This window comes from Streptomyces sp. NPDC093149, assembly GCF_044754145.1.
Classification (GTDB): Bacteria; Actinomycetota; Actinomycetes; order Streptomycetales; family Streptomycetaceae; genus Streptomyces.
On record NZ_JBIVON010000002.1, the window covers coordinates 791,599 to 815,395 of the forward strand.

Sequence of the window (23,797 nt, forward strand, 5' to 3'; positions counted from 1 at the left end):
GGTGTCACGCACCATGGCGCACACGAACATGAATAAACGCAAAACAAGCCGAATGTGGGGGGCCGTGGATCCCGGCACGCGCGGCCTTCATCCGTGAAACGGTCTCCTCAATGGTGAGTTGGCTGATTTCACTGCCGATGTACGGATAGTCGGCCGTGAGTTCGCGAAGTGTGCGGGCTTCTGGGGCGGCTTGATCCCCCTGGCGAGGGGGCGAACGGGGCGGACGCCGGCGTCGAAGGACAGCGAGGGACGAATTGGCCGGTAGTCCTGATAGGCGCGAAAGGAAACCGCCTGCGACGATAATCGGTAACTCGTGTTCCGGAAGTCGTGAGTCAGTACAACGATGTCATGGTGAGGGGATTGCCGGCGCGGCCACGATGTCCGTGCCCCGCGATCCCGGTTCGATCGCGGACCCGGCTCAACCGGCCGCGCAGCCACTGTCCGCGACCACGAAATACCCGGCCGGCGACTCCTTCAGCGTGTGCGTGACGAAGACGTTGTACAGGCCCATGTTCTCGCCCGAGCCGTTGGCGTACACATGACCGCCCGTGGTGTGCGCCCTGCCCGCCGTCACCTGCGCGTAGTTCGTCGCGGTGAAGCAGCGCACGGGTGCGGAGCCGGTGGTGGTCGCCGTCACCGGCGGTGAGGCGGCACCGGACGTGCCCGATCCGTCCACCGCCGTCACGGTGTACCGGTAGGCGGTACCGGCCGTGAGCCCCGTGTCCGTGTACGTCGTGGAGGCGGGGGAGGCGACCTTCGTGCCGTCGCGGTGGACCGTGTAGGAGGCCGCGCCCGGGACCGCGTTCCAGGACAGCGAGGCGCTGTTCGCGGTGACGGACGCGACCCGGAGGCCGGACGGGGCGGGAAGCTGTTCGCCGCCACCGGGTGCGCCCCGGTCCAGGCCCCAGAAGACGCCGGTGTGGTACGTCGAGCAGATGGTGCTCAGGAAGTACGCGGCGGTCGTACCGCACTGGTCGGTGCCCGAGCCCGGAGCCACCGCCAGGCCGTGGCCCATGCCGGAGACGGAGTACGTCACCACGGCGGGCCTTCCGGAGGCGTCGTCGTAGACGCTGCGTGTCGTGTTCCCGGGGAGCGAGTCCGTGGACGACGGGGTCTGGCCGATGCCCCAGACGTCCGTCCACTGGTCGCGCAGGGCCGTGGCGTTGGCGGGGTACACGGTGTAGTCGGAGGTGCCCTGCCAGATCGCCACGCGGGGCCAGGGGCCCGAGTAGCCGGGGTAGGAGCCGCGTACCTTGTCGCCCCACTGCGCGGGCGTCAGCTTCTGCGGGCCCGTCTGGCAGCCGGACGCGGCCGACTGGCTCGTCGCGCACTGGGCGGGCAGCCCCGAGGCCACGGAGCCGCCCGCGAACACGTCCGGGTACGCCGCCAGCAGGTCGGCCGTCATCCCGCCGCCCGCCGAGAGGCCGGTGACGTACACCCGGCGGGCGTCCGAGCCGTACTGCTGCTTCGCGTACTCGACCATCTGCACGATCGAGGCGGCCTCGCCCCTGCCCCTGGTGTCCTCGGCCGGGTCGAACCAACCGAAGCAGGACAACGCGTTGTTGGCGGACGTGGTCTGCGGGAAGACCACGGCGAAGCCCCACAGATCGGCGTACTTCGGCCAGCCCGAGTTCGTGTAGTAGTCGTCGGCGGTCTGTGTGCAGCCGTGCAGGGCGATGACCAGCGGCGCGTCGGCGGACAGATTCGCCGGGGCGTACTCGTACATCCGGAGGTTGCCGGGGTTCGAGCCGAAGCCGGTGACCTGCTGCAGACCGCCGGCGGCGGCGGCCGGCTGTACGGCCGCGACGGTACTCGGCGTCGCCGTGACGAGGACGAGGACGGCCGTGGTCGCGACGCGCCGCAGCAGGCGTCGCAGGGTCGATGGGCGCACGGGTGCCTCCCTGTGTGAGGTTCGGACAGTGCGGGCTGTCCGATGCGGGCGAGTGCGGGGCGGACGCTATGAGCCCCCGTCCGGCGCGCCCATGGGCCCCGCGGACACTGCCCGCGCGTGGCTGTGTGCGCCGCCGCTCTTGCGCTCGTTGACATGGAGTGCGCTCCAACACGCAGACTCCCGTCGACGCCCGCACAGGTACGGGCAGTTGGGAAAGGACCCCGCATGCGCTACCGCACCATCGGCACCGACCCCGCCACCCGCCGGGAGGTGAGCGTGCTCAGCCTCGGCGCGATGCTGATGGGCACACGCACCGACGAGGCGACGTCCTTCGCGATCCTCGACCGGTACGCCGAGGCCGGCGGAACCTTCATCGACACGTCCGACAACTACGCGTTCTGGATCAACGGCACCCGGGGCGGGGAGAGCGAGCAGCTGCTCGGCCGTTGGCGCCGCAGCCGCGGTGTCGGGGACGAGATCGTCATCGCCACCAAGCTCGGGGCCCGGCCGAACGCCCCCGCCACCGACTTCTCCCAAGGCATCGCAGGACTCTCGGCCGAGGTGATACGGGAGTCCGCGGAGCGCAGCCGGGAGCACCTCGGCGTGGACAAGCTGGACCTGCTGTACGCACACGTCCAGGACCGGAGCGTGCCGATGACGGAGACCGTCGAGGCCTTCGCGGAGCTGGTCACCGAAGGCACCGTCGGCCTGCTCGGGGTGAGCAACCACTGGGCGTGGCAGGTGGAACGCGCCCGCAGGATCGCGGCGGACGCCGGGCTGCCGGGGTACGACGTCCTCCAGTACCACCACACCTATCTGCGCCGGCGCACGGACGCGCCGAGCCGGCGTTCCCCCGACGGCCAGGAGGGCGTGGCGGGCGGGGACCTGCTCAGCTATCTGCGGGCCGAGCCCTCGCTCGTGCCGGTGGCCTACTCCCCGCTGCTGGCCGGGGCCTACGTCCGCACGGACAAGCCACTGGGCCCGGAGTTCGACCACCCGGGCACGCCCGTCCGGCAGGCGGCGCTGCGGGCGGTGGCCGAGGAGACCGGGGCGACCGTCAACCAGGTGGTCCTGGCCTGGCTCATCGGTGGCGACATCCCGTTCGTCCCGCTGGTCGGGGCCTCCTCGGTCGCGCAGCTGGACGAGAGCCTGGCCGCGGTGGACCTGGAACTGACCGCGGAGCAGCGGGCGGTGCTGGACGCGGCCCACTGACGGCCCTGGACCCGGCGCCCAGATCGCCCCGTCCCCGAAGCGGTCGACACGCCGCCCGCTCCGATGCCGCGGCGTATCCGGACACGACAGCATCGGAGCGTAGGCGCGCGAGCCACGACCGGCCTCCTCAGAGCCTGTCGGGTGACCGACGACAATGCGGGAAACGTGCGTGCCGGGGCGTGGCCGCCCGGTCGGAGGTCACCCGACAGGCTCTCAGACCTCGACCCTCGTCGCGAATTCCTGTCGCACCCGTGCCGCGGCGCCGACCGGTACGGCGTCGGCCCCCAGGGAGGCCCTGACCAGCCGGACGGGGTGGCCGCTGACCGGCGGGTCGGCGGCCAGCGACGCCAGGATGAGGGGTTCCAGCAGGGGCCAGGCGCGGCTGACCCCGCCGCCGATCACCACGGTGGTGATGTCGACGACGCCCGCCGTCATCACGATCGCCCGGGCGATCCCGGCACCGGCGGCCCGGTACACCGCGAGGGCGTCCTGGTCACCGCGGTCGGCGGCCTGCGCGACCTCGCGGGCGGTCAGTCGGCGGCCGGTGCGGTCCGCGTAACGGGCGCCGATGGAACGGCCGGAGGCCAGGGTCTCCAGATGGCCCCGGCCGCCGCACGAGCAGAGCAGATCACCGAAGCCGGGGATGTGCCCGATCTCGCCGGCCGCGCCGTGCGGCCCGGCGAACAGCGCGCCGCCGGTCCACAGCGCGCCGCCGACGCCGGTGCCCAGCGTCATCCCGAGGACGTCCGACTCGCCGCGCACGGCGCCGCCGCACACCTCCCCGTAGAGGAAGGCGTTGACGTCGTTGTCCAGGAACGCCGGGACGCCCAGCGCCTCCTCGACGGCGTCCGTCACCGCGAAACCGGCCCAGCCGGTGAAGGAGTCGCTGGCCACCAGGATGCGGCCGGTGGCGGAGTCCACCACGCCGGCCGCGCCGACCCCGCAACCGGCGAGCCGGCCGGGGGTGCGCTCCAGCAGCGGGGCCAGCGCGCCCAGGGCCGCGCCGATCATGGCCCGGCCGCCGTCGGCCGCCGGGGTCGCCACCTCCGCGCGGTCCAGCACGGTGAGGTCCTCGGCGCAGACCACCACCTGGGTCGTGGTGCCGCCGATGTCCACTCCGGCGAAGAGCGTACGGTCACGGAAGCTCATACCTGCGCCTCCGTACGGCCTGCCGCCAGGGTGGCCAGACGTTCGGCTCTGCGACCGCGCTGGATCACCGGGTCGGGCACCGGCACGGCGGCCAGCAGCCGGCGGGTGTAGTCGGTCTCCGGGTGCAGCAGGGTCGCCCCGGTGGGGCCCTGCTCCTCGACCCGGCCGGCCCGCATCACCACGACGCGCTGCGCGAAGTGCTGTACGACGGCCAGGTCGTGGGAGACGAAAAGACAGGCGAAGCCCAGCTCGTGCTGGAGCTCGGAGATCACTTCGAGCACCGCCTCCTGCACGCTCACGTCGAGCGCGCTGGTGGGCTCGTCGGCGACCAGCAGCCGGGGCTCCAGAACCAGGGCGCGGGCCAGGCTGACCCGCTGGCGCTGACCGCCCGACAGCTCCCGAGGTGCGCGCCGCGCGAGTTCACGCGGCAGCCGGACCCGGTCGAGGACGTCGGCGACCTTGCTCTGGCGGTCCTTGGCGGAGAGCTCGCGGCGGTGCACCCTGAGCGGCTCGGCGACGCATTCGCCGACCGTCATCCGGGCGTCCAGCGACGCCACCGGGTCCTGGAGAACCACACCGATACCGGCCCGCAGCGCCCGGCGGGCCCGGGACCGGGTGCTGCCCAGGTCGGTGCCGAACAGCGTGACGGTGCCGGAACTCGGCGGGATCAGACCGAGCGCGACCCGGGACGCGGTCGACTTGCCGGAGCCCGACTCACCCACCAGGCCCAGGGTCTCCCCGGCGTGTACGGCGAGCGAGACCCCGTCCAGGGCGCGCACGGCGCCCTTGCCACGGCCGAACACCACGGAGATGTCGCGGAGTTCGACCACCGGGTCGGTGTCCGGGCGGGCGGCGGCAGCCGGCGCGGCCGGCCGGCCCTGCTCGGCGACCGACAGCCGGGGCACCGCGGCCAGCAGCCGCTCGGTGTACTCGTGGGACGGGCGGAGCAGTACGTCCTCGACCGGTCCGGTCTCCACGATCTCGCCGTGGTACATCACGGCGACCCGGTCGGCGAAGTCCGCGACCACGCCCATGTTGTGGGTGACCAGCAGGACACCGGTGCCGGTCTCGACGGCGAGCCGGCGCAGCAGGTCGAGGATCTCGGCCTGCACCGTGACGTCCAGCGCGGTGGTCGGCTCGTCGGCTATCAGCAGGGCCGGTTCGTTGGCGATGGCCATGGCGATGACCACCCGCTGGCGCTGTCCGCCGGAGAGCTGGAAGGGGTAGGCGGTGGCCCGCCTCTCCGGCTCCGGGATGCCGACCTTGCGGAGGAGTTCGACGGCTTCGGCGGCGGCCTCCTTGGCGGACACCTTGCGGTGGTTGCGGATCACCTCGGCGATCTGCCTGCCGATCCGGGTCAGCGGGTCGAGCGCGGTGGCCGGTTCCTGGAACACCATGGAGACGGTCCGGCCGCGCAGCGCCGAAAGGTCGGCCTCGCGGGCACCGACCACCTGGTGGCCGGCGACGGTGGCGCTGCCGGTGGCACGGGCGTTGCCGTCCAGCAGGCCCATCGCGGCCAGCGCGATGGTGGACTTGCCGGAACCCGACTCGCCGACCAGGGCGAGCGTCTCGCCGGGGCGGACGTGCAGGGAGACACCCCGCACGGCCGGTACCTCGCCGGTCTCGGTGGTGAAGACGACACCGAGGTCGTCGAGTTCGAGAATCGGCCCGGCCTGCGGGGCGGCGGAGCCCTGGGTGGCGGTCATCCGCGTCCCCTCACGTCGAATGCGTCGCGGAGCCCGTCCCCGATCGCGTTGAACGCCCACACCACCAGGATGATGGCCAGGCCCGGCGGCAGGATGAGCCACCAGTAGCCGGAGTAGGCGGCGGTGAGACCGGCCGAGAGCATGCCGCCCCAGTCGGTGGCCGGCGGCTGGACGCCCAGTCCCAGGTAGGAGACGTAGGCGACCAGCAGGATGGCGTCGGCGATCTGGAAGGTGGCCGCGACGATGATGGTCGAGACCGAGTTCGGCAGGATGTGCCGGGTGATCGCCCGGGCGTGCGTCCCGCCGATGGCCCGCAGGGTCAGGACGTAGTCGCGGTTCTTCAGGGAGAGCGTCTCGGCCCTGATCAGCCGGGACGGCACCAGCCAGGAGACGAAGCCCAGGAGGACGATCAGTCCGGTCAGGCCCGGGGTGGTGATGGCGGAGACCACCAGCAGGATGAAGAGCGCCGGGATGGCGATCCCCGCGTCGACGATCCGCATCATGACCGCGTCGACCCAGCCGCCCGCGTAGCCGGCGACGGCGCCCCACAGGGTGCCGATCACGGTGGCCAGGATGCCTGCGGCGAGACCGACGATCAGCGACACCTTGCCGCCGTACATCAGCCGGCCCAGCTCGTCGTGGCCGACCGCGTCGGTGCCGAGCCAGTGCGAGCCGCTGGGGGCGAGGTTGACCTGCTGGAGCATCGTGTGGGTCTGGTCGGTGGAGTACACCAGCGGACCGACGAAGCAGAGCAGGAAGAAGAAGACCACGACGCCGAGCCCGACCACGGCGAGCCGGTTGCGCAGGAAGCGCCGGACGGCGAGCCGGGAGCCGGACGCCGTGGCGGCGGCGGTGGCCGTGCCGGGCGCCTGGCCCGGCTGGATGGCGGCGCTCATGCCCGGCCTGCCTTCACTCGGGGGTCGATGATCCGCTGGACGATGTCGGCGAGGAGCGTACCGACCACCGTGGCGGCCGCGATGACCAGCACGCAGCCGAGCAGCACCGGGTAGTCGGAGGACTGCGCGGCGGTCCAGAAGAGCAGCCCCATACCGGGGTAGTTGAAGAGCTGCTCGACCACCAGGGCGCCGCCGAACAGCACCGGCACGTAGTAGCCGAGCATGGCGACCACCGGCGTCAGCGAGTTGCGGAACACATGCCGCCACAGGATGGCGCGGGAACGGGAACCGCCGGCCCGCGCCGTCCTGACGTAGTCCTCGGAGAGGTTCTCCAGGGTGGCCGCCCGCATGTAGCGGCTGAACACCGCGATCATCGAGGCGGCACCGGCGACGACCGGCAGCACCAGCGCCTGCGGTTCGGAGAACACCTGGGCGAGCGTGTCCCCCTGCGGGGCCTGGGACGGGAACCACGGCAGCGCCTGGCTGAACACCATCACCAGGATCAGCCCGAGGAAGTACACGGGCGTGGAGTAGGCGATGAAGCTCAGCGTGGTGATGACGTAGTCGACCGGCTTGTTGCGCCGGACGGCCTGCCACATGCCCAGCGGGATGGCCAGCACGAGGCCGAGAATCGCCGACAGGGAGGTGAGGAGCAGGGTCTTGGCCAGCCGCTCGGTGATGAGCTGGGAGACCGGCTCATTGAGGGTGTACGAGGTTCCGAGGTCGCCGTGCAGCAGCTGGTTCAGATAGTAGAAGTACTGCACGGGAAGGGGCTTGTCGAGGCCCTGCTCGTGGTTGAAGGACGCGATCTGCTGCGCCGTGGCCTGCGGGCCGAGGATCCCGCGAGCGGGACCCCCGGGCAGGGCGTGCAGCAGACCGAAGACCACGATCGTCACGATGACGATCACCACGACGGCTTGGAGGACCCGCCTGATCAGGTACGAGGAAGTGCTCATGTGTTTTCCGGTCGCTTCGGCTCAGTGGTACGCGGGGTCACCGGCCGGGCTCACTTGGTCGTCCACTTCCACATGGCGGGGTGGAAGTTGGCGAGCGAGTCCTGGGCGAAGCCGCCCAGGCCCTTCTTGACCACGGAGACCTGGTAGTCCGGCTCCGGCAGCCAGATGACCGGGAGGTCCTCGGCCAGGGCCGCGCTGTACTTCTGCACCGCCTCGTCGGAGGAGGAGGTGGTGGTCTGGGTGATCAGCTTGTCCACGGCGGGGTTGGAGTAGCTGCCGAAGTTGGAGCCGCCGCCGGTGGCGAAGAGCGAGTCACCGCTCGGGTAGGCGGGGAAGTACCAGCTGCCCGCGGTGCCGAAGAACGACAGCTGCCACTTGCAGCCGGCCTGGTCGGCCTTGCACTGGCCGGCCTGCGAGAGGACCGAGTTGACCGGGGCGGTCTTGATGGTGAAGTCGATGCCCGTCTTGGCGAACGACGACTGCAGGGCGCTCATCATGTTGTCGGTCACGGTCGAACCGGACTGCGAGAGCACCTGCATCTGGAACTTGGTGCCCTTGTCCACGCCGGCGCCGCACTGGTTGTCGCCGGTGCCCGGCGCGGTGCACACCATGGTGCCGTTCTGCTCGGTCCAGCCGTGGCCGGTCAGCAGCTGCTTCGCCTTGGCGGTGGAGAAGGGGTACGGGTTGTTCTTCTGCTCCGGCGAGACGAAGGACGAGCTCTGGCCCTGCGGGATCGGGCCGTAGGTGGGGACCGCGGTGCCGTTGAAGACGACCTTGGAGAGGGTGGTCTGATCCACCGACATCTGGATCGCCTGGCGGGCGTAGAGCTGCTTGAACACCGCGCCCATGGCGGGGTTGTTGAAGTTGTAGGGCATGTACGTGATGGCCCAGCCGGACCACGGCTTCACCGTGTAGCCCTTGGCGGTGAAGGACGACTCCTGGCTGAGGTTGGTGGCGTTGATGTAGCCGTAGTCGACCGTGCCTGCCCGGAGCGCGTTCTCCTCGGCGTCCGTGGTGGTGAACGGCAGCAGGTTCACGGTCTTGATGTTGGCCTTGCCGCCGCCGTCGTACTTGGCGTTGGCCGTCAGCTGGACCTTGCCGGCCGTGGAGAACGACTTGATGGTGTACGGGCCGCTGACCGTCTTCCAGAGCGGGTCGGTGGCGTAACCGGAGATCTTCTTGGCGGCGTCGTTCAGGTACGCCCAGACCTTCTTGGCGTCCGCGGCGGTGCGGTCGAGGTCCGACACCGTGCCCGAGTCGCTGGTCTTGTCCCAGACGTGCTGCGGCATCGGGCGGATCATGCTCAACTCGTTGGCGAGCATCCACTGCTGGTTGTACGCCCGGTCGAAGGTGATGGTGAAGTGCGTGTCGTCGACGACCTTCAGAGAGGTCCAGTTGTCCGGTGCCTTGCCCGGGCTGTAGCTGGCCCAGTCGGCCTTGTTGGCCTTGACCAGGTTGAACCAGAACTCCACGTCGCGGGAGGTGATCTGCTTGCCGTCGCTCCAGTGCCGGTCGCCGAGCGTGATCGTGACGCTCTTGCTGTCCTTGGCGAAGTCGGCGGCGGTGGCGAGCGAGTTGTCCTTGTTCCAGCCGACCTTGCCGGTGGAGCCGTCGTACGCGATCAGCGGCTCCCAGAGGGACTGGGATATGGAGGAGTTGTTGGTGTTCAGGTGCGCGGCGGTGCCGACGGGGAGGATCCAGTTCGGCGTGAAGTTGGCCGGCAGTGCGTAGTTGATGGTGTCCGACGAACCGGAGGCGGACGACGAGGTGCCGCCCCCGGAACAACCGGTCAGCAGAGCACCCGCGGTGACAGCGGCGCCCGCGACAAGGGCCCAGCGGCGGCTGTTCGCCGTGTGAGCAAGGAACATGACTCTCCTCAGAGTGAAAGGACCCGTATGTCCGGGACCGGCACTGCGTTCACGACAGCTAACGCCGGACACACCGAAGAAACAAACAAGAATTAGTAAAAAGTAAGTTACTGCACCTTCGACAAAAGCTCTCCTGCTTCAATCACCTCGCCCCATTGGGGGTATTTGGGTGGATTGAATAGCTTTAAGGCAGGGTCTACTTCCTTCGCGAAGCTGTTCCCCCGTGCTGGGCGCGGGCGTATTGTCTTCGCCACACCCACAGTTGCGGAAGTTACTTCGTACATGACTGAAATAAGTGCATGGGACCGCAGGGCCGCAAAAGGCACTCCAGCCCTTGCCGCGCGGGTCCTGGAACTCGTCGCATCGGGCCAGGCCTCGTCACGCGCCGAACTCGCCGGACTGCTGGGGGCCGCCGCCTCCACCATCTCTCTCACCGTGGCCCATCTGGTGGAGCGCGGGCTGATCGCCGAGGAGGGCACCCAGTCCTCCACCGGTGGGCGCCCCCGCAAAGCGCTGAGACTGGGAAGCAGCGACGAGTTCGCGGTCGCCGCCGACCTCGGCGGCCGGCACGCCCGGATCGGTGTGGTGCTGCCCGGCGGCGGTCTGACCGACGTATCGACCGTCCCCTTCGTGATCGCCGACGGCCCCGAGGCGGCCCTGCCCCGGCTCGCCGAGACCCTGGAGGCGCTGGCCGAGCAGCGCGGACGTGGCCGGCTGCGCGGAGTCGGGCTCTCGCTGCCCGGGCCGGTGGACATCGCGTCGGGGGCGGTCGTCCTGCCGTCGCGGATGCCGGGCTGGAACCGTTTCCCGGTCACCGCCTGGCTGGAGGAACGCTTCGGCGTCCCGGCCGCCGTGGACAACGACGCCAACTGCATGGCGGTCGGCGAGCACACCGTACGGCCCGCCGAGCACCGGCAGACGATCATGGTGAAGATCGGCTCCGCGATCGGCGCCGGCGTCATCGTCGACGGACGCCTCTACCGGGGCGGCACCGGCGCGGCCGGTGACATCACCCATATCCGGATCGACGGCGGCGCCGACATCCCCTGCTCCTGCGGCAACACCGGCTGCCTGGAAACCGTGGCGTCCGGCGCCGCCCTGGTCCGCATCCTGCGCGAGCGCGGGGCCGACGTCAGCAGCCCCGAGGACGTGGCCCGACTCGCCGTCGACGCGGACCCGCTGGCCACCCGCGCGGTCCGCAGGGCCGGCGACTACCTCGGCCAAGTGCTCGCCGCCAACGTCAACTTCTTCAATCCGGACGCCGTCTACCTCGGCGGCATCCTCTCCACCCTGGAACCGTTCGTCGCCGCCGTGCGCAGCCAGCTCTACGAGAGCTGCCACCCGCTCGTCACCGAACACCTCACCATCGAGCGGGCCAGCCTCGGCGCCGACGCCGGACTGGTCGGCGCCGGGCAGTTCGCCCTGCAGCGCTCCCTGGCCCGCGCCCTGGGCGAGGTCGGCGCCGCCGACCAGTTCCGCGCCCCCGCGCCCCGTCATGTCTGACGCCCCACCCCTACGAGGAGCCATGTCGCAATCCCGCACCGCCGCAGCCCGCCCGGTCATAGCCATCGCCGGACTCGGCATCGAGTCGTCCACCTTCTCCCCCGCCCGCACCCAGGCCCCCGCCTTCCACCCCTCGCGCGGCGCCGAAGTGCTGGACCGCTACCCCTTCCTGGCCCCCGGTGAGGAGCTGCGCGAGGCGGCCGACTGGCACGGCGCCCTGGTCGGCAAGTCGCTGCCGGGCGGCACCGTCACCGCCGCCGCCTGGACCGAGCTGACCGACGAGCTGATCGAACGGCTCGCCGCGCTGCCCCACCCGGACGGCCTCTGGTACGACATCCACGGCGCGATGACCGTGGAGGGCATCGACGACGCCGAGGCGGTGCTGCTGGAGCGCATCCGCGCCACCGTCGGCCCCGACGTGATCATCTCCACCTCGATGGACCTGCACGGCAACGTCTCCCGCGAACTCGCCCACGGCAGCGACCTGATCACCTGCTACCGGATGGCCCCGCACGAGGACCACATGGAGACCAAGGAGCGGGCCGTCCGCAACCTGGTGGACCTGCTGGCCTCCGGCGCGCCCCGCCCGGTCAAGGCCTGGGTGCCGGTGCCGGTGCTGCTGGCCGGAGAGCAGACCTCCACCCGGATCGAGCCGGCCAGGAGCGTGTACGCGGCTGTTGACGAGGTCGAGGCCATGGACGGTGTGATCGACGCCGCGATATGGGTCGGCTACGCCTGGGCCGACGAACCGCGCAACCGGGCCGTGGTGGTGGTCACCGGCACCGACCGTGGCGCCGTCTCGGCCGGTGCCGAGCGCCTGGCCGAGGGCTTCTGGAAGGCCCGCGACGACTTCGACTTCGTCGCCCCGACCGGCACCTTCGACGGCATCCTGGACGAGGCCCTGGGCTCCGACCAGCGCCCGTACTTCATCAGCGACACCGGGGACAACCCGACCGCCGGCGGCGCCGGCGACATGACCTGGGGCCTGACCCGGCTGCTGGCCCGCCCGGAGTTCCGGAAGGACGACGGCCCGACCGTCATCTACGCCTCGGTGCCCGGACCGGCCGCCGTCGAGACCGCCGTCGCCGCCGGTGTCGGCGCCACCGTCACGGTCACCGCCGGTGCCGAGGTGGACGACCGGCACGCGGGCCCCGTCACCCTGACCGGTGTGGTGCACGCCATCCGGCACGGCGACCGCGACGCCCGGACCGAGGTCGTGATCCGGGTCGGCAGCGTGTACGCGATCCTCACCGGGCTTCGCAAGCCCTACCACCACGAGCACGACTTCACCGACCTGGACCTCGACCCGCGCGGCGCCGACATCGTGATCGTGAAGATCGGCTACCTGGAGCCCGAACTCTTCGACATGTCGGTCGGGTGGAAGATGGCGCTCACCCCCGGCGGCGTGGACCAGGACCTGGTACGCCTGGGCCACCACCGCATCCGCCGCCCGATGTTCCCCTTCGACCGCGAGATGGCAGACCCGGATCTGTCGGCCCGCATCATCCCCGCCTCCGACCAGCCGCTGACCGGGGACGACGAGTGACCGTGCGCCCCGCCCTGGAGATCGCCGTCACCTCACCGGCCGGCGCCCGGACCGCCCGGGAGCACGGCGCCGACCGGGTCGAACTCTGCACCGCCCTGGAGCTGGGCGGCCTGACCCCGTCGGCAGCCCTGGTGGAGGCGGTCGCCGCGGAAGGGCTGCCGGTGCACGTGCTGGTCAGGTGCCGGCCCGGCGACTTCGTCCATGACGCGGAGGAGATCGCGCTCATGGCCGCCGAGGTGCGGTCCGTCATCGCCTCCGGTGCCTCCGGCGTGGTGATCGGCGCGCTGACCGTCGACGGCGCCCTGGACACCGCGGCGGTCGCCCGGCTCGCCGAAGCGGCCCGCGCCCCGGGCCGCCCCGTGGACATCACCCTGCACCGTGCCATCGACCAGGCCGCCGACCCGGTGGCCACCGCCGCACTGCTGCCTTCACTCGGTCTCACCCGGGTCCTCACCTCGGGCGGCGCTCCTGTCGCGGCCGACGGGCTGGCGGCGATCGCCGCGATGGCCGCCGCCGCACCCGGGGTGCAGGTGATGGCCGGCGGCGGCGTGCGCCCCGCCGACATCCCGGCTCTGACCTCGGTCGGCGTCGCCGCTGTCCACCTCTCCGCCAAGGCGAGGGCGCTGCCCCGGCGCGGCGGCAAGTGGATACCGCTCGGCGCCGGAGGCGCGTCGGCCGAGCAGGACACCCACTTCGTCACCGACCCCGAAGTGGTGGCCGAGGCGCGACGGGCGGTTCAGGCGGCGGGCTGACCTCGGACCGGGGCACGAGCCGGCGGTACGCGGCGGACCCGCCCCGCCCCGTCCACGGTGCCGGGCCGCAGCCGGGCGCCGCCCTCGATGACCCACCGACGGCCACCGGCCGGACCCGCACCATGTACGCCGCCACCATGCCGGAGTGCGTCGGTGTGTGCACCGACCCCGTGTGACGTGGGCTTCGGTCTCCTTACGGTGACGACCATGGAGACTCCTCAGAGCCCGGACCACGGGCCAGGCGCGCACACCGCCCCGCTCACCGTCCCCTCGCCCGCCGCCGGCTCCTCGCCGGCATCCGCAGACCGGCCCCTCGCCGGGCGCACCGCCCTGGTGACCGGTGGTGCGAGCGGTATCGGGCGGGCCTGCGCACAGGCCCTGGCCGTCGCGGGCGCCCACGTCCACGTGGTGGACAAGGCCGCCCGAGCCGCCGGGGAGCTGGCCGAGACGCTCGGCGGAACGGCGTGGGTGGTCGATCTGTCGGTGCCCGAGGCGGTGGACACGCTGCCCGCGGACGCGGACATCGTGGTCAACAACGCCGGGCTCCAGCACGTCGCCCCCGTGCACGAATTCCCGCCGGACCGCTTCGCGCTGATCCAGCGCGTCATGGTGGAAGCCCCGTTCCGCATCTTGCGCCGGACCCTGCCGGGGATGTACCAACGCGGCTGGGGGCGCGTGGTCAACATCTCGTCCGTGCACGGCCTGCGGGCCAGCCCCTACAAATCGGCCTATGTGACGGCCAAGCACGCACTGGAGGGACTCAGCAAGGTGGTCGCGCTCGAAGCGGCGGAACACGGGGTGACGAGCAACTGCGTCAACCCCGGGTACGTACGCACCCCCCTGGTCGAGAACCAGATCGCGGACCAGGCCCGTACGCACGGCGTCTCCGAGGCGGAGGTGGTGGGCCGGATCATGCTGGAACGCAGCGCGATCAAGCGGCTCATCGAACCCGACGAGGTCGCCGAGGCCGTGCTGTGGCTCTGCGGACCGCGTACCGGGCACATCACCGGCACCTCGCTCTCCATGGACGGCGGCTGGACCGCCAACTGACCTCCCGCCCCCTACGAACGCTGGCCGCCCATGTCTGAACCGTCCGCCTCCGCCGCTCCCCATCTGCGGCGCCTGTTCGAACTGCTGGCCGACGACGCCCCCGCCGAGGCACTGGGCGCCGTCTCCTCGCAGGCGCGGGCCGCCGGCGTGCCCGCGGGCGATCTGGCGGAGGTGGAGCGGGCCACCGCCACCGCCCTGCGGATCAGGGGCGCCCTGCGGCAGCACCGGCGCCGCGAGCTCCAGCTCACCGCGCTCTTCGACACCGCGGGTGATCTCGCCGCCTCCCGCGACCTGGACGAGGTGCTGAAGGCCATCGTCCGCCGGGCCAGGATGCTGCTCGGCACGGACACGGCGTATCTCACGCTCCCCGACGAGGAGGCGGGGGACACCTACATGCGGGTCACCGACGGGTCGGTGTCGGTGCTCTTCCAGCGGCTGCGGCTGGAGCTCGGCGATGGGCTCGGCGGTCTGGTGGCACAGACCGCGAGCCCGTACGCGACCCATGACTACCGCACCGACGACCGCTTCCACCACACCCGCAACATCAACGCCGGGGTGCTGGACGAGGGGCTCGTCGCCATCCTGGGCGTCCCCCTGCTCCTGGGCTCCAGCCGCGGCGGTACGGGAAAGGTCATCGGCGTCCTCTTCGCGGCCGACCGCGCGCCCCGCGTCTTCAGCCCGGACGAGGTCGCCCTGCTGTGCTCCCTCGCCGCACACGCCGCCATCGCCATCGACACCGCCCGCGCTCTCGCCGACACCCGGTCCGCTCTGGACGAACTGGCCGGGGCGAACGCCGAGCTGGCGGAGGCGAACGCGGCCGTCCGGGCGCACTCGGCGGCCATGCGGCGGGCCGAGGAGTCCCACGACCGGCTGACCGACCTGGTCCTGCGCGGCCGTGACGTCAAGGACGTCGCCGAGGCGGTCGCGGGGCTGCTGGACTCCCCGCTCACCATTCACGACCCGGGCGGCCGGCTCCTGGCGGCGGTCCGGCCCGACGGCGCGGACTTCGCCGCCGACAGCACGGACGCCGGATGGCTGGCCGAGACCGCCGAGGCGTCCCGTACCGGAGCCCGTGCCGTGCACCGCGACGGCCGTTGGATCTGTGCCGTCCTCGCCGGACAGGAACTCCTTGCCGGCCTCGTCCTGCACCGGCGCGAACAGCTCGACGACTCCGACCGGCGGCTGTTCGAACGGGCCTCGGTGGTCACCGGACTCCTTCTGCTGCTGCGCCGTACGGTCGCCGAGACCGAGAACCGGGTCCGCGGCGAGCTGATCACCGACCTGCTGACCGACGCGGACCGCGACCCGGCCGGACTGGCCGAACGCGGCCGGCGCCTCGGTATCGACCTCGACCGTCCGCATTTGCTGCTGGTGGCCGAGGGCGGACCCCGGGAGCGGCTGGCCCCTGCCGCGATGCGCTATCTGTTCGGCGGGGACATCAGCGGGGTCAGCGCCGAACACGCCGGGCACGTGGTGCTGTTGATAGCGAGCGACGACCCCGCCCCGGCCGCCGGTGACGCGGCGCGCTCGGCCGCCGCCCAGCTCGGGCAGCTGATCCAGGCCCCCGTCACCGTCGCCGCCACCGGACCGGCGCGTGGCGCCCGCGAGCTGGCCTCCGCATACGGGGAGGCCGCCCGCTGCCTGCGCGCCATGCGGGTCCTGGGGCGTACCGGGGAAGGCGCGTGCGTCGACGAACTCGGCTTCCTGGGCGTGGTGCTGGGCAACGCCCAGGACGTCGACGGATTCGTCTCGGCGACGCTGGGACCGCTGCTGGAGTACGACGCGCAGCGCGGCACCCAGCTCGTGCGGACCCTCGGCGCCTACTTCGGTTCCGGGGGCAGTCTCATCCGCGCCAAGGACGAACTCCACGTGCACGTCAATACGGTGGTGCAGCGCCTGGACCGGGTGCAGGTGCTGCTGGGGCGGGACTGGAACGAGCCGGGGCGGGCCCTGGAGATCCAACTCGCGCTGCGTCTGCACCGGTTGGCGGGCGGCCGGGATCGCTAGTGCTGTGGCCGGAAAGGTTCACCGGCTCGCGGCGCCCGGTACGGCACCTCGCCGCGTTGTCGCATCACCCGAGTGCGGCCGGCACGAGGGCGATCCTCCGCCTTGCGACGCACCACACCGGACGCCGCGAGCCTCCCGGCAGACCTCTCCGGCCACAGCACCAGCGGCCGCCCGGCCGCTCGGGGCGGGGCCCCCGCGAGCGGGCTCGCGGGGGGTGCTCAGGTCCCGGGCGGGGCGCCGGCGTCGGACGCGCCCGGGGCCCCGGTCAGGGCCAGCAGGCGGCGGGCGATCTCCTTCGCGCCCGTGTCGCCCGTCAGCAGCGTGTAGTGGTTGACGTCCCGCACCGGCACCGGCGTCACCTCCGTGTCGTCGAGCCCGGCCGCCGCCAGGCGGGTCTCGTCGTACAGGCCCTGCTCCTCGTCCATCAGCCCCCGCTGCGCCCACAACAGCGTCGCCGGGGCGGGCAGCTTCCGTACCGCCGTCAGCACCTCCTCGTCGAAGAGGCCGATGCCGTCGGTGCGTACCGCGTCGATCCGGCAGGTCGAGCGCATGGCGGGTTCGTCCCCGGTCAGGTCCCGCTGGATGTACGCGTCCACCTCGGCCGACCAGGCAGCCGCGAACGCGGGGTGCGCCTGCCAGAACGAGCGGTAGGCGGCCCGGTCGGGGAAGGTCATCGACAGCCGGTCCATGGCCGGGCCGATCACGGCGGTCATCAGTTCGTCCGGGGAGAGATGGGTGGGGGCGGGGAAGCCGATGCCGCCGTCGACCAGCAGCAGCGGCCCGAACCGTTCCGGATGCCGTACGGCGGCCAGCGCCGCCACGAACGCGCCCATCGAATGGCCCGCCAGCACCACCCGGTCCAGCCCCAGCGCCTCGGCCAGCGCGGCGGCGTCATCGGTGTGCGCGGCGATCCCGTACGGCCCCGGCAGGGCCGAACTCCCGGCCCTGCCGCGCAGATCCGGGGCGATCAGGGTGAGGCGGCCCTCCAGCCGTCTCGCCACCGCGGCCCAGGACAGCGCGTTGGCCGTGATGCCGTGCAGGGCGACGACGGCCGGCGCGCCCGGATCGGCGGCCGGCCACCGCAGTACCGCCAGCTCGCCCCCGGTCACGGGGACCTGAATCTCTTCGTACGGAATCACGGGCGTCCGTTCTCCTTCCGGGCCTGCACGGCCGGGAGCGTTTCGGTGGCGGTGGGCCCGCGGCGTACCGCGGCCAGTCGGGAGGGCAGCCGGGCCAGGCCGCCGGGCAGCAGGTGTACCACGGCCACGAACAGCACGCCCAGCAGGAACAGCGGCTGGGAGAGCGGTACCCGCAGCACCGCGGGCAGGTCGGCGACCGCGCCCGACCCGGCCAGGTCGCCGAGCCGGTGATCGGCCCAGGTGTAGAGGATGCCGCCGACCATCGGGCCCCAGCGGGTGCCCGATCCGCCCAGCACCACCATCACCAGCAGGGACAGCGTGAAGTCGGAGGTGGTCGTCTGCGGGGTCGAGCCGCCGGTGAGCAGCAGATGCACGAGTCCGCCCAGCGCGGCCAGCGCACCCGCCAGGACGAAGGCCGTCAGCTTGAATCCGTACGGCTTCAGCCCCAGCACCTCCACCCGGCGTTCGTTCTCCCTGATGCCCTCCCAGACGCGGCCGGTGGGGGAGCGGACCGCCCAGTGGACGACGGCGAGGGTGAGGACGAGGTAGGCGAGCGCCACCCAGTAGAGGTTCGCGGTGTGCTCGATGCCGACGAGCCCGGACGGCAGCAGATCGGCGGGGGCGGCCCGCCCCTCCTCGCCGCCGGTGAGGCCGCCGGGGTTGCGCGAGACCAGGATCGAGCCCGCCTGGGCGAAGGCCAGCGTCACCATGGAGAAGCCGATGCCGGTGACCCGCAGGCTCACCGATCCCAGCACCAGCGCGAGCACGATCCCGGAGCAGAGGCCCAGCAGCGCGGAGACGGCGAACGGGAGGCCCGCCTCCAGCAGGAACATGCTGGTGGCGTAACTGCCCACGGCGAAGTAGAGCGCATGCCCGAAGGAGAGCAGCCCGGTGCGGCCGAGCAGCAGGTCGTATCCGGTCGCCAGGGCGCCGAACAGCAGGCAGGTGGCCAGGAGTTGCAGACTTCCCGGGCTGCCGAGGGGTCCGTCCAGGAGGCCGGGCAGCGGCAGCGCGCTGTACGGCGCGACGGCGAGGACCAGCAGGGCGGCGGCGGGCCACCAGCGGCGCAGCAGCCGGGCGGTGTGCCCGGGCGCCGGCACGACCGTGTGCCGGTCGCCGGTGCGGTCGTGTGTCTCGGTGGCGGTGCTCACGCGAGCCTCCCGGTCAGTCCGCGCGGACGCAGAAGCAGCAGCGCGGCGAGCAGGACGACGACGGCCAGGTCGCCGAGACCCGCTGCGGTGTAGTAGTTGGCGAACTGCTGGACCAGGCCGATGACGACGGACGCCACGGCGGCGCCGGTCACCGAGCCCATGCCTCCGGTGACCACGACGACGAACGCGAAGATCAGCAGCGAGGTGCCCTGCCGGGGGTCGACCGAACCGAAGTACAGCCCGCCCAGCGCCCCGCCGAGCGCGGCGGCGCAGCCACCGATCGCGAAGACGAGCGTGAACGCCCGCCGCACGTCGATGCCGAGGGCGGTGACCATCGCCCGGTCCTCGACCCCGGCCCGCACCACCAGACCGTGCCGGGTGCGGCCGAGGAAGAGCCGCAGCGCCACGAGGACGACGACCGCCGCCGCGACCAGCACCAGCCGGTTGACCGGGACCTGCGCGCCGAGCAGGCCGATGGTGCCGGACAGCGCCTTCGGCCCGGGGAAGGTCCGGGCGTCCGAGCCCCAGATCCCCGACAGCAGCGCGGGGACGGCGAGCCCCACCCCGACCGTGGCGAGCACCTGCTCGCGCGGCCGGGTGTAGAGCGGGCGGACGACGGCGAGTTCCAGCAGCACGGCGGCGGCGGTGCCCACCGCCGTACCGAACAGGACCGCGAGGACGAATCCCGCTCCGCCCGGCCCGGCGCCCGGCAGATGACCGGACGCCGCCCACCAGGTGCCGTACGCGCCGATGGAGAGCAGCGCCCCGTGCGCGAAGTTGAGTACGTCCATCAGGCCGAAGATCAGTGAGAGTCCCGACGCGATCAGGAAGTAGAGCGCCCCCAGACCGAGTCCGGTCATGGTGAGCAGGACGACGGTGGACATCAGGAATCCGCCTCCACGGTGTGTGCGGTGAGCGGGCCGTGGCCCACGCCGAGCAGCCTGCGAGCCGCCTCCGCGTCGCCCAGCAGCTCGGTGGCCGGGCCCTGATGGGCCGTCCGGCCGTCGGCGAGCACCGCACAGTGCTCGGCCAGGCGTCGCACGACGGCCAGGTTCTGCTCCACGAGCAGCACCGGCACCGCCTCGGCGGCCCGCTCCAGCACCTGGGCGACCTCGGTGACCACCTTGGGCGCCAGGCCCTTGGTGGGTTCATCGGCGATGATCAGCCGGTTTCCGTTCAGGAGTGTCCGCCCGATGGCCACCATCTGCTGCTGCCCGCCGGACAGCGTCCCGGCCAACTGCCGCTCCCGTGCCTTCAGTTCGGGAAAGAGTTCATGGACGAGCGGGTAGGCGGGCTCGCCCGCGCCGCGCCGCTCGGCCAGGCGCAGGTTCTCCGCCACGGTCAGCCCGGCGAAGACACCCCGGTCCTCGGGGGCGTAGCCGATGCCCAGCCGCACCACGGTGTGGGTGGGCATCGGCACGGTCTCCTCGCCGTCCAGCAGCACGCTGCCGGTGCGCGGGACGAGGCCGAGGACGCCGCGCACGGTCGTCGTCTTGCCGGCGCCGTTGCGGCCGAGGAGCGCGGTCACCCCGTGCCGGGCGACGTCCAGGTCCACGCCGTGCAGGATGTGCCGGCCGCCGATCAGGACCCGCAGGTCCCGTACGGCGAGCAGGGTCCCTTTCGTCACAACCCCTCCCCGAGGTAGGCCTGTTGCACGGTCGGGTCGGCGGTCACGGCATCGGGGGTGTCCAGCGCCAGCAGCCGTCCGTGGTGCATCACGGCGAGCCGGTCGGCCAGACCCAGCAGCACGTCCATGTGGTGCTCGACCATCAGGACGGTGCGGCCCTCGTCCCGGTGCAGGGTGCGGATGAGTTCGGTCAGCGCGGGGACCTCCTCGGCGCTGACCCCGGCCATCGGCTCGTCCAGCAGCATCAGCCGCGGCTCGCCCACCAGCAGCACCGCCAGCTCCAGCTTCCGCTTCTCGCCGTGCGACAGCTCGGACGCCGGCACCTCGGCCCGGTGGCCGAGACCGGTGCGCTCCAGTACGCCGGCCACCTCGGCCGTGTACGGGCGGGCGCGCCGCCACAGCCGGTACGAACCGCCCCCGGCGGCCTGCGCGGCGAGCCGGACGTGGTCGGCCACGGTCATCCCCGGCCAGAGGCTGGACGTCTGGAACGTGCGGCCGATGCCGCGCCTCGCCCGCGCGTGCGCGGGGCGGTCCGTCATGTCCGTACCGTCCAGCTCGATCGTGCCCGACGTGGCCGTGGTCAGCCCGCTGATCAGGTTGAACAGTGAGGTCTTGCCCGCCCCGTTGGGGCCGATGAAGGCGAGGAACTCGCCCTCGTGGACGCTGAGGGTGACGTCCTCGACGATCGTCGCCCCGCCGACGGCCCAGCCGAGGCCGGTCAGCCGGAGCACCGGGGCGGTGGTCCGCGCCCCGGCCGCTTGCTCTGCGATGGTGTCCGGTGCGGCCATCGGTCAGCCCGCCGAGGGCTTCACGGGCGGCGCCACCTTGTCCATCGGCTCGGTGCCCACCAGCTCCGGCCGGGCACCGGCCCCCTTCCCCCGGAGCTTCGCGACGAACATCGGCTGCACCAGTGCGTGGTCCTGCGCACGGATCTGCTCCTTGCCCTTCACTCCGTCGAAGCTCCAGCCCTCCAGGGCCTTGACCATGGCGGCGGAGTCGGTGGCGCCGCCCTCCTCCACGGCGCGCACGACCATCTGTGCCGCGGTGAAGCCGTCGGGGGTGAACAGGTCCGGGGTGCCGCCCGCCTTGGTGACCGAGTCGAGCATGGACTTCTCCACGGCGTTGCCGCCGCCCGCGCCAGGGAAGTAGTGCGCCAGGAACGACACCTTGGAACCGGCGTTCCCGAAGACCGGGTACGAGGCCGTTCCGGCGAGGCCGGTGACGACCTTGCTCGCGCTCAGCACGCCCTGCTGGTCCAGCGCGGTCCACAGCGCCGGCGCGGTGGACCCGGCCCAGGCGACGAAGACCAGATCGGGTCCGCCCGCCTTGACCTGCCGGGCGAAGGGGGTCAGGTCCGTGGCACTGGGCGGGGCCAGTACGGAGCCCACCTTCGCGCCCTCGGCCCCGAGGACGGCCTTCACGGCGGCGACGTTGGCCTGGCCGAAGGTGGAGTCCTGGGCCAGCACCGTGACCTTCTTGCCCTTGGCCTCGCCGAGCATCGCCCCGGCGGTGAGGATGTCCTGGTAGGACTGCCGGCCCGAGCGGAAGGTGTAGTCGTTGATCCCGGTGACGGCGTCGGTGGCGGCCGGGCCGCTGATGTACAGCACCTTGTTCTGGGCGGCGAGCGGCGCCATCTGGAGGGCCACCCCGGAATCGGTGGTGCCGGCCAGCACCTTGTAGCCCTTGCCGATGAGGTTCTTGGCCGCGGCGACCGCCTTGCCCGGGTCGCCCGCGTCGTCCTGCTCGGTGACCTCGATACGGTGCCCGGCGACCTTGCCGGTGCCCTTCGTCGCGTGGTCCAGGCCCGCCATGAACCCGTCGCGGTACTGCTTCCCGTAGTCCGCGAGCAGCCCCGTACGGGAGTAGACCAGGCCCACCTTGACGGTCTGGTTCTTCGCGTCCTTCCCGGACGCGGAATCGGCCTCGCCCGCCTTCCCGGCGGCGGTGCACCCGGCGAGCAGAAGACCGGCCGAGGCCAGTGCGACGGCGGCGGAGAGGGATCTGTGACGACGGACGGTGCCTGTGGCTCTGCGACGCATGATGACCGGCTCCTCGGCGTGTTCATGTGATGTCGCCGAACCGTATGAACACCCTGCCGCCGTCGACATGGTGCAGGGCACCCCACCTGACGTGGTGCGCATGTGGGGGCCGCACATGGGGCGGGGCCGCGGGCCGCGCCCCCGGGACGGGATCCGGTCCCGGGGCGCGGCGCGGCGCGCGAGGCGTCAGTGCCGCGGGCGGTGGCCCGTCACGCGGCGCCGATCGCCTGGAGCGTGGCGACGGTGAAGCCGAGTGCGGCGAACGCGATGCCGATGATGCCCATCACCATTCCGGCGGTCGCCATGCCGCGGCCGCCGCCCTCGCCCCGGTCGGCCATGCGCCGGGCCGAGACGCCGAGGCACAGCGCGATGATCGGCAGGATGATCGGGATCAGCACCAGCCCGAGGATGCCGAGCACCATCGAGGCCGTCGCCTTGCCGCTGGGCAGCGAGGCACCACCGGGGTAGCCGTAGCCGGGCGGGGGCTGGACGCCGTATCCCGGTCCTCCCGGGGCCTGTGCCCCCGCTGGGACGCCCGTGCTGCCTGACTGGTCAGTCATGTCTTCCTCTCCGTCGATACTGGTCATGATCATGTTAAGGAGAGGTTCGTGGTGCTCCCGGACAGAACGGTGAGGGATGTGTGATGAACCTGTCAGGTCGCCTCGGAGCGCCGGGACGTGCCCGGGGGAGCCGTCACGTCGATCAGTCGGCACACCGTCTCGATGTCTATCTTCACCTGGGCGATCGACGCACGCCCCGACAGCCAGGTGATCAGTGCGGAGTGCCAGGTGTGCTCGATGACCCGGACCGCGGACAGCTGCTCCGGCGTCGGATGCTCCAGGCCCATCGCGTCCAGGATGATCGTCGTCGTGATCCGCGAGACGGTGTCCACCTCCGGGCTGACGCTGCGGTCCGCGAAGGTCAGCGCCCGTACCATCGCGTCCGCCAGATGCGGTTCGCGCTGCAGTGCGCGGAACGCCCGCATCAGGGTGCCGGCGACCCGCTGCGCCGCGTCGTCCCCGGCCGGGGGGCGCTTGTGCAGCGTCGTGTGCATGTGCTGGAGCTGGTCCTGCATGGTGGCGACCAGCAGGTGGATCTTCGAGGGGAAGTAGCGGTACAGCGTGCCCAGGGCGACCTCGGCGGCCTCGGCGACCTCACGCATCTGCACCGCCTCGAACCCGCCCCTGCTGGCGAGCTGGGCGCTGGCGTGCAGGATGCGGCGGCGACGGGCCTCCTGGCGTTCCGTCAGCGGCGGTGATGCCGGCCTGGCTTCCGCTGTCATGTGTCCCCATCCATGGCTTCTGT

At 72.0% G+C, this 23,797-nt stretch carries 20 protein-coding genes; 6 read left to right on the forward strand and 14 right to left on the reverse strand.

What is annotated here, in order from left to right; all coding sequences use genetic code 11:
• Positions 1-418: 418 nt before the first annotated feature.
• A complete protein-coding gene (locus ACIQCZ_RS10075; RefSeq protein WP_402281147.1) occupies positions 419-1,891 on the reverse strand; it encodes a PHB depolymerase family esterase in 1,473 nt (490 codons plus the stop codon).
• Positions 1,892-2,116: 225 nt separating this feature from the next.
• Here ACIQCZ_RS10075 and ACIQCZ_RS10080 point away from each other — a divergent pair, with 225 nt between their 5' ends.
• Positions 2,117-3,103, forward strand: a complete 987-nt coding sequence (locus tag ACIQCZ_RS10080) for an aldo/keto reductase (protein WP_402281149.1) — start codon at positions 2,117-2,119, stop codon at positions 3,101-3,103.
• A gap of 213 nt (positions 3,104-3,316) precedes the next feature.
• Here ACIQCZ_RS10080 and ACIQCZ_RS10085 read toward each other — a convergent pair whose 3' ends face one another.
• The 5 genes from ACIQCZ_RS10085 to ACIQCZ_RS10105 are packed head-to-tail and all read right to left on the reverse strand — an operon-like array spanning position 3,317 to position 9,678.
• Positions 3,317-4,252, reverse strand: a complete 936-nt coding sequence (locus ACIQCZ_RS10085; RefSeq protein WP_402281151.1) for an ROK family protein — start codon at positions 4,250-4,252, stop codon at positions 3,317-3,319.
• Positions 4,249-5,958 (reverse strand): dipeptide ABC transporter ATP-binding protein, encoded by a 1,710-nt coding sequence (locus tag ACIQCZ_RS10090; protein ID WP_402281154.1) that lies wholly within the window; start codon positions 5,956-5,958, stop codon positions 4,249-4,251. Before ACIQCZ_RS10090 ends, ACIQCZ_RS10085 begins: the two co-directional genes overlap by 4 nt.
• Positions 5,955-6,854 (reverse strand): ABC transporter permease, encoded by a 900-nt coding sequence (locus ACIQCZ_RS10095; protein WP_376273313.1) that lies wholly within the window; start codon positions 6,852-6,854, stop codon positions 5,955-5,957. Before ACIQCZ_RS10095 ends, ACIQCZ_RS10090 begins: the two co-directional genes overlap by 4 nt.
• Positions 6,851-7,810 (reverse strand): ABC transporter permease, encoded by a 960-nt coding sequence (locus ACIQCZ_RS10100; protein ID WP_382943603.1) that lies wholly within the window; start codon positions 7,808-7,810, stop codon positions 6,851-6,853. The genes ACIQCZ_RS10095 and ACIQCZ_RS10100 overlap by 4 nt, the downstream gene beginning before the upstream one ends.
• Before the next feature lie 50 nt (positions 7,811-7,860).
• The gene (locus ACIQCZ_RS10105; RefSeq protein ID WP_402281157.1) at positions 7,861-9,678 is read right to left on the reverse strand and encodes a peptide ABC transporter substrate-binding protein; all 1,818 of its coding nucleotides are present in this window, start codon (positions 9,676-9,678) and stop codon (positions 7,861-7,863) included.
• A gap of 282 nt (positions 9,679-9,960) precedes the next feature.
• Here ACIQCZ_RS10105 and ACIQCZ_RS10110 point away from each other — a divergent pair, with 282 nt between their 5' ends.
• The 5 genes from ACIQCZ_RS10110 (at position 9,961) to ACIQCZ_RS10130 (ending at position 16,536) form a co-directional block, all read left to right on the forward strand.
• On the forward strand, positions 9,961-11,181 hold the full coding sequence (locus tag ACIQCZ_RS10110; RefSeq protein WP_402281159.1) for an ROK family protein: 1,221 nt from the start codon (positions 9,961-9,963) through the stop codon (positions 11,179-11,181).
• Positions 11,182-11,203: 22 nt separating this feature from the next.
• Positions 11,204-12,727, forward strand: coding sequence for a M81 family metallopeptidase (locus ACIQCZ_RS10115; RefSeq protein ID WP_402281160.1), 1,524 nt, complete (start codon positions 11,204-11,206; stop codon positions 12,725-12,727).
• The gene (locus ACIQCZ_RS10120; protein WP_402281162.1) at positions 12,724-13,479 is read left to right on the forward strand and encodes a copper homeostasis protein CutC; all 756 of its coding nucleotides are present in this window, start codon (positions 12,724-12,726) and stop codon (positions 13,477-13,479) included. Before ACIQCZ_RS10115 ends, ACIQCZ_RS10120 begins: the two co-directional genes overlap by 4 nt.
• 207 nt (positions 13,480-13,686) lie before the next feature.
• Positions 13,687-14,529, forward strand: a complete 843-nt coding sequence (locus tag ACIQCZ_RS10125; protein WP_402281164.1) for a 3-hydroxybutyrate dehydrogenase — start codon at positions 13,687-13,689, stop codon at positions 14,527-14,529.
• Between the two features lie 30 nt (positions 14,530-14,559).
• Complete coding sequence (locus ACIQCZ_RS10130; RefSeq protein WP_402281166.1) at positions 14,560-16,536, forward strand: helix-turn-helix domain-containing protein; 1,977 nt, start codon at positions 14,560-14,562, stop codon at positions 16,534-16,536.
• 218 nt (positions 16,537-16,754) lie between these two features.
• Here the strand turns inward: ACIQCZ_RS10130 and ACIQCZ_RS10135 are convergent, their stop codons facing one another.
• The 8 genes from ACIQCZ_RS10135 to ACIQCZ_RS10170 all read right to left on the reverse strand — a co-directional run bounded on the left by ACIQCZ_RS10135 (position 16,755) and on the right by ACIQCZ_RS10170 (position 23,774).
• Positions 16,755-17,675: an alpha/beta fold hydrolase gene (locus tag ACIQCZ_RS10135; RefSeq protein ID WP_402281167.1), complete on the reverse strand. Its 921-nt coding sequence runs from the start codon at positions 17,673-17,675 to the stop codon at positions 16,755-16,757.
• Positions 17,672-18,826 (reverse strand): branched-chain amino acid ABC transporter permease, encoded by a 1,155-nt coding sequence (locus ACIQCZ_RS10140; protein ID WP_402281168.1) that lies wholly within the window; start codon positions 18,824-18,826, stop codon positions 17,672-17,674. The genes ACIQCZ_RS10135 and ACIQCZ_RS10140 overlap by 4 nt, the downstream gene beginning before the upstream one ends.
• Positions 18,823-19,710 carry a branched-chain amino acid ABC transporter permease gene (locus ACIQCZ_RS10145; protein WP_402281170.1) on the reverse strand — a complete coding sequence of 296 codons (888 nt, stop codon included), beginning with the start codon at positions 19,708-19,710 and terminating at the stop codon, positions 18,823-18,825. The genes ACIQCZ_RS10140 and ACIQCZ_RS10145 overlap by 4 nt, the downstream gene beginning before the upstream one ends.
• Entirely contained in the window at positions 19,710-20,453 is a 744-nt protein-coding gene (locus ACIQCZ_RS10150) for an ABC transporter ATP-binding protein (protein WP_402281172.1), read from the reverse strand. Before ACIQCZ_RS10150 ends, ACIQCZ_RS10145 begins: the two co-directional genes overlap by 1 nt.
• Positions 20,450-21,241 carry an ABC transporter ATP-binding protein gene (locus ACIQCZ_RS10155; protein ID WP_402281173.1) on the reverse strand — a complete coding sequence of 264 codons (792 nt, stop codon included), beginning with the start codon at positions 21,239-21,241 and terminating at the stop codon, positions 20,450-20,452. The genes ACIQCZ_RS10150 and ACIQCZ_RS10155 overlap by 4 nt, the downstream gene beginning before the upstream one ends.
• Before the next feature lie 3 nt (positions 21,242-21,244).
• Positions 21,245-22,492: a substrate-binding domain-containing protein gene (locus ACIQCZ_RS10160; protein ID WP_402281175.1), complete on the reverse strand. Its 1,248-nt coding sequence runs from the start codon at positions 22,490-22,492 to the stop codon at positions 21,245-21,247.
• A gap of 209 nt (positions 22,493-22,701) precedes the next feature.
• Positions 22,702-23,052, reverse strand: coding sequence for a DUF4190 domain-containing protein (locus ACIQCZ_RS10165; protein ID WP_402281176.1), 351 nt, complete (start codon positions 23,050-23,052; stop codon positions 22,702-22,704).
• Between the two features lie 92 nt (positions 23,053-23,144).
• On the reverse strand, positions 23,145-23,774 hold the full coding sequence (locus tag ACIQCZ_RS10170; protein ID WP_402281178.1) for a TetR family transcriptional regulator: 630 nt from the start codon (positions 23,772-23,774) through the stop codon (positions 23,145-23,147).
• Positions 23,775-23,797: the final 23 nt, after the last annotated feature.